The organism is Microbacterium sp. LjRoot205 (genome assembly GCF_056175745.1).
The window spans coordinates 275,370-286,471 of sequence record NZ_JBGFFH010000009.1; the positions used below are offsets into that span (position 1 = coordinate 275,370).

Here is an 11,102-nt window from a genome sequence, read left to right on the forward strand (position 1 = left end):
GAGGGGTCAGTCCGTCGAGCGAGGGGTCGCCGACGGCGCGGAAGCGAACAGGTTCAGGCCGAGTGCGCGCGAGAGGTGGCCGATCGCGAGCTGCGACCGCACAGAGTTGCCGGCTCGGTCGAGGCGAGGTGAGAATCCGGCGACCGCCCCCTTGCCGGGGGCGACAGCCACGATGCCTCCGGCGACCCCCGACTTGGCCGGCAGGCCGATCTCGAACAGCCACTCCCCCGAAGTCTCGTAGAGGCCGGTCGACGCCACCACGGCGAGAGTGTCGCGGCAGACGTCCGCCGAGACGACGCGCTCACCGGTGATGGGGTTCACGCCGCCGTCTGCGAGCGTCGCGCCCATCACCGCGAGGTCATGAGCGGTGACGCTGAGCGCGCACTGACGCGTGTAGACGTCGACCACGTCATCCGGGTCGCCGGTCAGCCGTCCGTAGCTTCGCAGCAGCCACCCCATCGCTCGGTTCCGCTCGTTCGTCTCCGCCTCGGACGCATAGACGACCCCGTCAAGACTCAGCGGGCGTCCGGCGAAGGCCGACAACCCCTCTCGGACGCGCTCCCACTGCTCGACGGACGTCTGCCCCGGCATCAGCGCCGTGGTGGCGATCGCACCCGCGTTGACCATCGGATTCATCGGATGCCCCGCGTTGAGCTCGAGCGCCATGAGCGAGTTGAAGGCGAGCCCCGTGTTGTTGACCCCCACGATCTCGCGCACCCGCTCGTGGCCGTGCTCCTGGATGGCCAGCGCATACACGAACATCTTCGAGATCGACTGGATAGAGAACGGATGCAGCGCGTCTCCGGCGTCATGCAGGCCGCCATCGACCTCGATGACCGCGAGACCGAACAGCTCGGGGTCGGCCTCCGCGAGCACGGGGATGTAATCGGCGACTGCACCCGTGCGGTCGTCCGCATAGCGGCGGTGGGCTTCGCGCACGAGCTCGTCGACGCGGTCCCACCCCGGCAGGGCGCCGGTCGACACCTGCTGCGGGATGTCTGTCAGTGCCGCGACGTCCATGCGTTCTCCTCCGAGTCCACGACCCCCCAGCCGTCACCGCTCACCGTAGTGGCAATGCCTCGCTCTGCCTAGAGCACTGAGCGCCGGTTTCAGGCTGCGCCCTGAAACGCCGAGACCCACCGCCGCACGCATGCGGGGTGGGTCTCGGTGGTGCCGGTCGGGCGGCGGAGGCTCAGTACCAGTTCACGGACTGGGAGTGCCCCCACGCGCTGCAGGGGGTGCCGTACACGGAGGAGATGTATCCGAGACCCCAGCGGATCTGCGTGGCCGCATTCGTCTGCCAGTCGGATCCGGCAGACGCCATCTTGCTTCCGGGCAGAGCCTGCGGAATCCCCGTCGCACCGCCCGAGGCGTTGTACGCCTGGTAGTTCCACCCGGATTCCTTGGTCCACAGCGAATCCAGGCAGGAGAACTGGTCGTCGCCCCACCCGTACTGACCTGACGCGATGTCGCGCGCCGCGGCCTTCGCGCCGTCGACGGTGTTCGTCTGAGCGAGTGCGGCGGCTTCAGCGGCCGCCTGCTCGGCAGCCGCATCCGCAGCGGCTTTGGCCTGCTGAGCTGCTACGTAGGATTCCTGCAGGGCGGCGGTCTCAGCGACGATCTCGTCCGTGCCGGTGACCGCATACGCAGTGAGGCTCGTGAGCTGCCTGTTCGAGAACTCGTCGCGGTCGGCGAGCTGATCGACCCAGGCGGTCACGTCGGAGGTGTCGACCGAGGAGGGTGCCGCGCCGAGGTCGAGGCCCGATGCCGCGACCTCGGCGTTCAGCGCCTCGGCTGCAGCAACGGCGTCCTGAGCGGCGACCATCGTCAGGGCTGAGTCGTCGGCGCTCTTCGCCGGCTGCTCGGTCTCGCCGGTGACGAAGGACGTGACGCCGGCGACGGCGTCCGGCACCTCGGCACCAGCCGCGGGCGCCGACACCATGCCGACGGTCAGGGCGAGGCCGAGCACACCGCCGGTGATCGTTCCGAGAAGCAGCTTGGGGCGACGTGCCGTGATCGCGTTGCGGGCTGACGCCGCCGCGTGGGCGCGCCGAAGCGCACGAGTGTTTTGAAGCATGGGTTCGACTTTCGGGTCGTCGTACGCCCGTCACAGGACACTCATCGGGAGATTGCCCCAGGCGCAAGGTAACGATTCTGCAACGGCCCGCCTGGACGTTTCGTGAGAAAAGGGCCCTGTACAGCCGTTTTCGGCGGTACAGGGCCCTTCTCTTAGACGATTCTCAGGAGCCGGCGTCCTGACGCTTGAGGCGCGCGGTGTCGCGAGCACGCGTGTTGGCGTCGAGGTTGACCTTGCGGATGCGGACGACCTCGGGCGTGACCTCGACGCATTCATCGTCACGCGCGAACTCGAGGCTCTCCTCGAGGGTGAGCTGGCGCGGAGGGGTCATCGACTCGAAGGTGTCGGAGCTCGCCGCACGCATGTTGGTGAGCTTCTTCTCCTTCGTGATGTTGACGTCCATGTCGTCGGCACGCGAGTTCTCGCCGATGACCATGCCCTCGTAGACCTCCTGAGTGGGCTGCACGAAGAACGACATGCGCTCCTGCAGGGCGATCATCGCGAACGGGGTGACGACACCCGAGCGGTCGGCGACGATCGAGCCGTTCTGGCGGGTCGTGATCGACCCTGCCCACGGCTCGTAGCCGTGCGAGATCGCGTTGGCGATTCCGGTGCCGCGGGTCGTGGTGAGGAACTCGCTGCGGAAGCCGATCAGACCACGAGACGGGACGATGAACTCCATGCGCACCCAGCCGGTGCCGTGGTTCGTCATGTTCTCCATGCGGCCCTTGCGGTTCGCGAGCAGCTGCGTGATCGCGCCGAGGTGCTCCTCAGGAGTGTCGATGGTGAGGTGCTCAAACGGCTCGTAGGTCTTGCCGTCGATCTTCTTCGTGACCACCTGCGGCTTGCCGACGGTGAGCTCGAAGCCCTCGCGACGCATGTTCTCGACCAGGATGGCGAGCGCCAGCTCGCCGCGGCCCTGGACCTCCCAGGCGTCGGGGCGTCCGATGTCGACCACCTTGAGCGAGACGTTGCCGATCAGCTCCTTGTCGAGACGGTCCTTGACCATTCGAGCGGTGAGCTTGTGGCCCTTGACCTTGCCCATCAGCGGCGAGGTGTTCGTGCCGATCGTCATCGAGATGGCGGGGTCGTCGACCGTGATCGCGGGAAGCGGGCGGACGTCCTCGGGGTCGGCGATGGTCTCGCCGATCGTGATGTTCTCGAAACCGGCGATGGCGACGATGTCGCCGGGGCCGGCGGACTCGGCGGGGTAGCGCTCGAGCGCGCGCGTCTTGAGCAGCTCGGTGATACGTGCGTTCTGGTGCGTGCCGTCCGCACGGACCCAGGCGACGGTCTGGCCCTTCTTCAGCGTGCCGTTGAAGACGCGGAGAAGCGCGAGGCGGCCGAGGAACGGGCTGGAGTCGAGGTTCGTGACCCAGGCCTGCAGCGGGTGCTCGTCGTCGTACTCCGGAGCGGGAACATGCTCGAGGATCGCCTCGAAGAGCGGCTCGAGGTCGTCGTTGTCGGGCAGCGATCCGTCGGCCGGACGGTTGCGCGACGCGGCGCCGGCACGGCCGGACGCGTAGACGACGGGGACGTCGAGCAGAGCGTCGACGTCGAGGTCGGGCACGTCGTCGACGAGGTCGGACGCGAGGCCGAGCAGCAGGTCGTGGGCCTCTTCCTCGACCTCGGCGATGCGAGCGTCGGGGCGGTCGGTCTTGTTGACCAGGAGGATGACGGGAAGCTTGGCCTCGAGAGCCTTGCGCAGCACGAAGCGGGTCTGCGGAAGCGGGCCCTCGCTGGCGTCGACGAGCAGCACGACGCCGTCGACCATCGACAGGCCGCGCTCGACCTCTCCACCGAAGTCGGCGTGGCCGGGCGTGTCGATCACGTTGATGGTGATCTCCTTGCCCTGAGCATGCTTGCCCTTGTAGGTGATCGCCGTGTTCTTGGCGAGGATCGTGATGCCCTTCTCACGCTCCAGATCGTTGGAGTCCATCGCGCGTTCATCGACGTGCGCGTGTTCGCCGAAGGAGCCCGTCTGACGCAGCATGGCGTCGACGAGGGTGGTCTTACCGTGGTCGACGTGAGCGACGATAGCGACGTTGCGGAGGTCAGAACGGAGGGCGTGCGCCATGCAGATGTCCTAAAGAGTGTGGGGTTTTGTCGAGAAGCCGACGTTCCAGACTACCGTATGCCGACGACTCGTTCCTGAGCGCTCGAAGTACGATCGGGAGCGTGACCGTCGTCGACCTCTCTCCCCCGCCCTCGCGCGCTCGTCTATGGTGGGAGATCGCCATCGTCCTCGCCCTCGGACTCGGTCAGTCCGCGGTGTATGCGATCGTGCAACTGGCCTACCGGCTCACCGACGAGACGCCGCTGGCCGATCAGACCGCGACCCTGAATCCGTCCCGGAGCGACAGGGAGATCTTCGACCTGATCTACCAGGTCCTGTCGATCGGGTTCTCCCTCGTCCCGGTGCTGCTCGTCTGCTTCCTGCTGTGGCAGTCGTCCAGACCGCACCTGAGCAGGCTGGGTCTGGACGGCACCCGGGTCGGAGCGGATGTGGGCCGCGGGATCCTCCTGGTCGCAGCCATCGGCATCCCCGGTCTCGGTCTGTATCTCGCCGGCCGTGCCCTCGGACTCTTCGTCGCGGTGAACCCCGCGGGGCTCGACAGTCACTGGTGGACCATCCCGGTCCTTCTCCTCGCGGCAGCGCGCGCATCACTGCAAGAGGAGTTCGTGGTGCTCGGCTACCTCTTCGCCCGGCTCCGGCAGCTGGGCTGGGGGCCGTGGGCGATCATTCTGACCACCTCCGTGCTGCGGGCGAGCTACCACCTCTACCAGGGTCCCGGAGCGTTCATCGGAAACCTCGCCATGGGGCTGCTCTTCGGATGGCTGTTCCAGCGCAGCGGACGGCTCATGCCGTTCCTCGTCGCGCACTTCCTGATCGACGCCACGGTGTTCGTCGGCTACCCCTGGGCGGCGGCCACCTGGCCGATGCTCTTCGGGCTTCCCGGCTGACGGAGCTCCGCGCGATCAGGCGTTCGCGATGAGGATCGACGCCACAGCCCAGATCACGATGACGCCGAGCGCGATGAGCGCCTGAGAGTCCCAGGTGCGGCGGATCGGCGCGTCCGCTGACGAGGGAGCCGCCTGCCAGCGGTCACGGATGTCGGTGAGCTCGCGGAGGCCGGCCGGCGCCTTGGCCTCGTCGTCCTCGCGCACCTGGCGCCGAATCGGACGCGCTCTCGCAGGCCCCCCGTAACTCGAGAGCTCCGAGCCGTCCTCGAGCGAGAAGACGAGCTGCCAGCGCAGGTCGATGTCGCGGACGCGGCTCCAGCCGAAGGACGTCCGGCGCAGCATGTTCTGCACCATCGCTCCCTCGCCGTCGACACGCACGACCGAGACGAAGGCGATCTCGTACACGACCCAGAGACCGAGCAGCACCCAGGGGGCGAGCAGCAGCATCTGCCCCCATCCCGCGCGCACGACCGCATCGCCGAGCAGGAAGATCGCGAGCAGCGAGCAGAGGACGAGGGAGACAGGCCCGGAGGCCGCACGGAATCTCCGTGCGGCCTCCGGTCGAGGTTCGATGCTCACTCTCAGTGACCGCCGAGGGTGATCGATGCACCCGGGATCGCCTTCAGCAGGCGATCCGTGTACTCCTGCTGCGGGTTGGCGAAGATCTCGTCGACGGTGCCCTGTTCGACGATCTTGCCCTTCTCCATGACGCACACGAGGTCGCTCGAGACACGGACGACCGCGAGGTCGTGCGTGATGAACAGATACGTGAGCCCGAGCTCCGACTGGAGTTCGGCGAGCAGCTGCAGCACCTGATCCTGCACCAGCACGTCAAGCGCCGAGACGGCCTCATCGAGGACGATGATGTCGGGCTTGAGCGCCAGCGCACGCGCGATGGCAACACGCTGACGCTGTCCGCCCGAGAGCTCGTTCGGATACCGGGTCGCCAGAACGCGCGGCAGCGATACCTGGTCGAGAAGCTCCTCGACCCGCTCACGCTGTGACGCGCGGTCGCCGACGCCGTGGATCTGCAGCGGTTCGGCGATGGTGTTGCCGATGTTGCGCAGCGGGTCGAGCGAGCCGTACGGGTCCTGGAACACCGGCTGCATGCGCCGACGCAGTCCGAACGCCTGGGCGTTCGAGAGCTTCGACACGTCCTGGCCGTCGATCTCGATCACGCCGCTGGTCGGCTCCTCGAGCTTCAGCACCATCTTCGCGACGGTGGACTTGCCGGAACCCGACTCCCCCACCAGTGCGAGAGTCTTGCCTCGAGGGATCGCGAACGAGACGTCGTCGACCGCACGGAAGGCTTCGCTGCGGAAGCCGCCCTGACGGATCCGGTAGTCCTTCGTGAGCCCGGCGACGCGCACCGTCGGCGGGATGGCGGCGAGGTGGTCGAGAGTCTCGATGCCCCGGTCCTCCACCACCGCCTGGATGCGCTGCGATGCCACGCTGGGCGCCGCGGCGACCAGACGCTTCGTGTACGGATGCTGCGGGTTCTCGAGGATCTCGCGGCTGGGGCCGGCCTCGACGATGTTGCCGCCGTTCATCACGATGATCTTGTCGGCACGCTCGGCCGCGAGGCCCAGATCGTGCGTGATCAGCAGCACCGAGGTGCCCTTGTCGCGGGTGAGCGAGGCCATGTGATCGAGGATCACGCGTTGCACCGTCACGTCGAGAGCCGAGGTCGGCTCGTCGGCGATGAGCAGCTTCGGGTCGGCCGCAAGGCCCATCCCGATCAGCGCGCGCTGACGCATGCCACCCGAGAACTGGTGCGGGAACTGGTGCAGACGCTTCTCGGCGTCGGCCAGGCCCGCCTGCTGCAGCACCTCGACGGTGCGTGCTTTGGCGGCGTCGCGCCCCTGGGCGATGCCGTTCGCACGGATCGCCTCCTTGACCTGGAAGCCGATGCTCCAGACAGGGTTGAGGTTCGACATCGGGTCCTGCGGCACGAAGCCGATGTCCCGACCGCGCACAGCCTCGATCTCGCGACGGTTGAGTGTCGTGAGCTCGCGACCTTCGAGGGTGATCGACCCGGCGGTGACCTCGCCGGTTCCCGGGAGCAGGTTCACGATGGCCGTGGCCGTCGTGGACTTGCCCGAGCCCGACTCGCCCACGATCGCGACGGTCTCGCCCGGCATGACGTCGAAGCTGACTCCGTGGAGCACTTCGCGCAGACCCTCCTGCGTGCGGAACGCGACTGTGAGGTCGCGGATGCTCAGCAGCGGGACCTGTTCGGTGATTCGCTCGCTCATCGGCGTGCCCTCGCCTTCGGGTCGAGGGCGTCTCGGATGAGCTCGCCCAGGGTGACGAACGCCAGCACCGCGAGGGTGAGCGCGATCGACGGATAGATGAGTGCCATCGGTGCGACACGCAGTGATGCCTGAGCCTTCGCGATGTCGTTACCCCACGACATCACGTCACTGCCGAGCCCCACGCCGAGGAACGACAGCGTCGCCTCCGCGACGATCGCCGCCGCGAGTCCGAGGGTCGAGACGACGAGGAGCGGCGCGATGGCGTTCGGGACGACGTGATTCAAGAGGATCTTGAACTTGGACTGCCCGAGCGCCTGTGAGGCCATCACGAAGTCCGCTTGACGCACCCGGAGCACCTCAGCGCGTACGACGCGAGCCGTCGAGGCCCACGCGAATGCTCCGATGGCGAATGCGAGTGTCCACACCGAACGGGAGTCCCGGAACACGGTCATCACGACCACGGCCGCGAGGATGTACGGGATCGCGAAGAAGATGTCGCCGATGCGCGACAGCAGGCCATCGAGCCAGCCGCCGTAGAAGCCCGCGAGGGCTCCCATGATCAGTCCGAGGATCGACGAGATCAGGGTCGCGATGAGGCCGACTGCGAGAGAGGTCTGCGAACCCCAGACGATGCGGGCGTAGATGTCACAGCCCTGGAACGTGAACCCGAGCGGGTGGCCGTCGGTCGGACCGCCGTTGCTGTTCGCCAGCTGGCAGTCGTCGTTCGGAGGTGTGGCGGTGAACAGTGTCGGCCACAAAGCCATCACGAGGAAGAAGAGCGCCAGCACTATCGAGAACCAGAACAGCGGTCGACGCCGCACGTCGAACCAGGCGTCTCGCCACAGATTGCTGGGCTTGTCGGAGATGCGGACGGCGTCGACAGCGATCGACTCCGTCTCGATCGGAGCGACGTAGTGCTTCTGAGAGGTGGGATCAGGCATAGCGAATCCTCGGGTCGAGCAGACCGTAGAGCAGGTCGATGAGAAGGTTCACCAACACGTACAGGATGACGAACACGGTCACGAACGAGACGACCGTGGGTCCCTCGCCGCGCTGGATCGCCTGGAACAGCGTGTTTCCCACACCGGGGACGTTGAAGATGCCCTCGGTGACAGTGGCACCCACGAGCAGCACGCCGAAGTTCGTGGCGGAGTTGGTGATCACGGGGATCAGCGAGTTGCGCAGCACGTGCACGGGCAGCACGCGGTTGCGCGAGAGGCCCTTGCTGTACGCCGTGCGCACCCAGTCCTGGTTGAGGGTCTCGATGACGGAGCTGCGCATCAGACGCATGCTGACGGCGTAGAGGCTGAAGCCGAGCACGATCGCCGGCAGCCAGAGACCGCCCCAGTCGTTGTCGGCGCCGACAGTGGGCTTGAACCATCCGAGCTGGATCGCGAGGAAGTACTGTGCGAGGAACGCGACGACGAAGATCGGGATCGCGATCGCGACCAGCGCGACGACGAGCGAGATGTTGTCGAAGAGCTTGCCCTTGCGCAGCGCTGAGATGGTGCCGATGATGATCGCCAGCACGAACTCGATGGCGATCGCCATCACCGCGAGGCGCCCCGTCACCGGAAGCGTGGCGGCGAGCACTGCAGAAACCGGCCGACCGGAGTAGGTGGTGCCCAGGTCGCCTTGGAACACACCGGTGATGTAGTACCAGTACTGCACGATGAACGGGTCGTTCAGGTGGTACTGCTCGCGCAGCTGCGTGACGACTGCCGGACTCGGCGTCTTGTCGCCGAACAGGGCGAGGATCGGATCGCCGGGCATGGCGAACACGAGGAAGTAAATGAGCAGGGTGGCTCCGAAGAAGACCGGGATCACCTGCAGTAGACGTCTCAGAATGTAACCGAGCATCCGCTTGTCCCTTCTTAGAGGGCAGAGAAAGCCGTGCGAACACAAGCCTGTGAGGCGGTGACGAAGAATCGTCACCGCCTCACAGGTGAAGTGCCGTCAGACTTTACTCGCCGGCCTTCGTGATCTCGTAGTACAGCGGAACCGAGTTCCAGCCGAACGTGACGTTGTCGACGTTCTCGCTGAAGCCACCGGTCACGTTCGAGTACCACAGCGGGATCGCGGGAAGGTCCTGGAAGAGGACTTCCTGAGCCTTGCTGAAGTCCTCGATCTGCGCGTCGGCGTCGGGGTTGCTGATTCCGGCCTTGATGAGGTCGTCGAACTCGGGGTTCGAGTAGTCACCGTCGTTGGAACCGGCGCCCGTTGCGTAGAGCGGTCCGAGGAAGTTGTACAGACCCGGGTAGTCGGCCTGCCAGCCCGAACGCGCTGCCGTGGTGATGGAGCGGTCGTTGATCTTGGTGCGAAGATCCTGGAAGGTCGGGTACGGGTCGCCCGATGCCTCGATGCCGAGCGTGTTCTTGATGCTGTTGCTCACCGCGTCGACCCAGGCGTCGTGCCCGCCGTCGGAGTTGTAAGCGATCTTGAACTCGCCGTCCCACGGCGAGATGGCGTCGGCCTCGGCCCACAGCTCCTTCGCCTTCTCGGGGTCGTAGTCGAGGACCTCGCTGCCGGGAACCGAGTCGGACCAGCCCGCGATGACCGGCGACGTGAAGTCGGCTGCCGGGGTGCGAGTGCCCGAGAAGATGGTCTCGGTGATCTCTTCGCGGTTGATGGCCATCGACAGCGCCTGACGACGCAGCTGGCCCTCTTCGCCGCTGAAGTGCGGGAGGAACTGACCGATGGTGAACGACTGGAACACAGCCGACGGCTGGTTCACTGCGCGGTCGCCGAGCTCGTCTGCGAAGACGGGCAGGGAGTTGGTCGGGATCGCGTCGATGACGTCGACCTCGTTCGACAGCAGGTCGGCGTACGCCGCTTCCTGCGTGGCGTAGAACTTGATGGTCAGACCGCCGTTGGCCGCCTTGCGGGGGCCGTCGTAGTCGTCGTTGCGCACGAGGTCGATCTGCACGTCGTGCTGCCACGCGTCTTCGCCGTCGATCATGTACGGGCCGTTGCCGATCGGGAACTGGCCGAAGGCCTCCATGTCCTCGAAGGCGGCGTCGGGCAGCGGGTAGAACGCCGAGTATCCGAGACGCAGAGCGAAGTCGGAGGCCGGCTTGTTCAGCGCGATCGTGAAGGTGTAGTCGTCGACCTGCTTGAGGCCGGCCATGTCGCCCTGCGCCCCGAACACGTCGTCATCGGGGTTCGCGGGGTCACCGGCGTCGTTGATGAAGCCCTCGATGTCCTCGAAGAAGTAGCCCGAGAGCTGAGCGTTCTCCGCCTGAGCGCCGTAGTTCCACGCCTTGATGAAGTTGTCGGCGGTGACTTCTTCACCGTCGGTGAAGGTCAGGCCTTCCTTGATCTTGACGGTGAGGTTCTGCGGGTCCTCCGTGGTGATCTCCTCAGCGACGTCGTTGACGGGCTTGCCGTCGGCGTCGTAGTAGATCAGACCGGCGAAGATCTCGTCGAGGATCTTTCCGCCACCCACCTCGTTGGTGTTGGTGGGGATCAGCGGGTTCTCGGGCTCCGAGCCGTTCGTCGTGATGATGGCGTCCGCGTCACCGGTTGCACCGGATCCGCCGTCGCCGTCGTCGCTTCCACCGCTCGCGCAGCCCGCGAGCGCCAGGGCGCCGATCGCGAACAACGCAGTGCCCGCAAGGGCGATCTTGTTGCGCTTCACTTTGTGTCCTCCTGTGGACGGGTATTCATCAGACTGCGCGCTCATCGTCGAACGCGTAGGGATAGTTGACTGTAACCCGCGATTCAGGGGACTCCGCTCTCGGCTAATGAACCGTTACTGAGTGGTGATCAACTGAAACATCCCTGAAACACGCGGAAATGCACGGAAC

9 protein-coding genes are annotated in these 11,102 nt (G+C 66.3%); 1 reads left to right on the top strand and 8 read right to left on the bottom strand.

The window, feature by feature from the left end; genetic code table 11:
* Positions 1-6 precede the first annotated feature (6 nt).
* The 3 genes from glsA to typA form a co-directional block, all read right to left on the bottom strand.
* Positions 7-1,020, bottom strand: coding sequence for a glutaminase A (gene glsA / locus AC04ME_RS16885; protein ID WP_042542006.1), 1,014 nt, complete (start codon positions 1,018-1,020; stop codon positions 7-9).
* Between the two features lie 172 nt (positions 1,021-1,192).
* Positions 1,193-2,077, bottom strand: coding sequence for an aggregation-promoting factor C-terminal-like domain-containing protein (locus AC04ME_RS16890; protein WP_475436146.1), 885 nt, complete (start codon positions 2,075-2,077; stop codon positions 1,193-1,195).
* 163 nt (positions 2,078-2,240) lie between these two features.
* On the bottom strand, positions 2,241-4,154 hold the full coding sequence (gene typA, locus AC04ME_RS16895) for a translational GTPase TypA (protein WP_042542007.1): 1,914 nt from the start codon (positions 4,152-4,154) through the stop codon (positions 2,241-2,243).
* A gap of 101 nt (positions 4,155-4,255) precedes the next feature.
* Here typA and AC04ME_RS16900 point away from each other — a divergent pair, with 101 nt between their 5' ends.
* Entirely contained in the window at positions 4,256-5,041 is a 786-nt protein-coding gene (locus AC04ME_RS16900; protein WP_231567654.1) for a CPBP family intramembrane glutamic endopeptidase, read from the top strand.
* Between the two features lie 15 nt (positions 5,042-5,056).
* Here the strand turns inward: AC04ME_RS16900 and AC04ME_RS16905 are convergent, their stop codons facing one another.
* The 5 genes from AC04ME_RS16905 to AC04ME_RS16925 all read right to left on the bottom strand — a co-directional run bounded on the left by AC04ME_RS16905 (position 5,057) and on the right by AC04ME_RS16925 (position 10,933).
* Positions 5,057-5,620, bottom strand: a complete 564-nt coding sequence (locus AC04ME_RS16905; protein WP_475436147.1) for a PH domain-containing protein — start codon at positions 5,618-5,620, stop codon at positions 5,057-5,059.
* Between the two features lie 2 nt (positions 5,621-5,622).
* On the bottom strand, positions 5,623-7,296 hold the full coding sequence (locus AC04ME_RS16910; RefSeq protein WP_042542009.1) for a dipeptide ABC transporter ATP-binding protein: 1,674 nt from the start codon (positions 7,294-7,296) through the stop codon (positions 5,623-5,625).
* Complete coding sequence (locus tag AC04ME_RS16915) at positions 7,293-8,237, bottom strand: ABC transporter permease (RefSeq protein ID WP_042542010.1); 945 nt, start codon at positions 8,235-8,237, stop codon at positions 7,293-7,295. The genes AC04ME_RS16910 and AC04ME_RS16915 overlap by 4 nt, the downstream gene beginning before the upstream one ends.
* The gene (locus AC04ME_RS16920; protein WP_042542011.1) at positions 8,230-9,156 is read right to left on the bottom strand and encodes an ABC transporter permease; all 927 of its coding nucleotides are present in this window, start codon (positions 9,154-9,156) and stop codon (positions 8,230-8,232) included. Before AC04ME_RS16920 ends, AC04ME_RS16915 begins: the two co-directional genes overlap by 8 nt.
* Before the next feature lie 103 nt (positions 9,157-9,259).
* The gene (locus AC04ME_RS16925) at positions 9,260-10,933 is read right to left on the bottom strand and encodes a peptide ABC transporter substrate-binding protein (protein WP_153302152.1); all 1,674 of its coding nucleotides are present in this window, start codon (positions 10,931-10,933) and stop codon (positions 9,260-9,262) included.
* Positions 10,934-11,102 lie beyond the last annotated feature (169 nt).

Excerpts from the sequence above, each read along its gene's own strand:
- glsA (WP_042542006.1), bottom strand. The coding sequence starts at position 1,020 with ATGGACGTCGCGGCACTGACAGACATCCCGCAGCAGGTGTCGACCGGC.
- AC04ME_RS16890 (WP_475436146.1), bottom strand. The coding sequence starts at position 2,077 with ATGCTTCAAAACACTCGTGCGCTTCGGCGCGCCCACGCGGCGGCGTCA.
- typA (WP_042542007.1), bottom strand. The coding sequence starts at position 4,154 with ATGGCGCACGCCCTCCGTTCTGACCTCCGCAACGTCGCTATCGTCGCT.
- AC04ME_RS16910 (WP_042542009.1), bottom strand. The coding sequence starts at position 7,296 with ATGAGCGAGCGAATCACCGAACAGGTCCCGCTGCTGAGCATCCGCGAC.
- AC04ME_RS16915 (WP_042542010.1), bottom strand. The coding sequence starts at position 8,237 with ATGCCTGATCCCACCTCTCAGAAGCACTACGTCGCTCCGATCGAGACG.
- AC04ME_RS16920 (WP_042542011.1), bottom strand. The coding sequence starts at position 9,156 with ATGCTCGGTTACATTCTGAGACGTCTACTGCAGGTGATCCCGGTCTTC.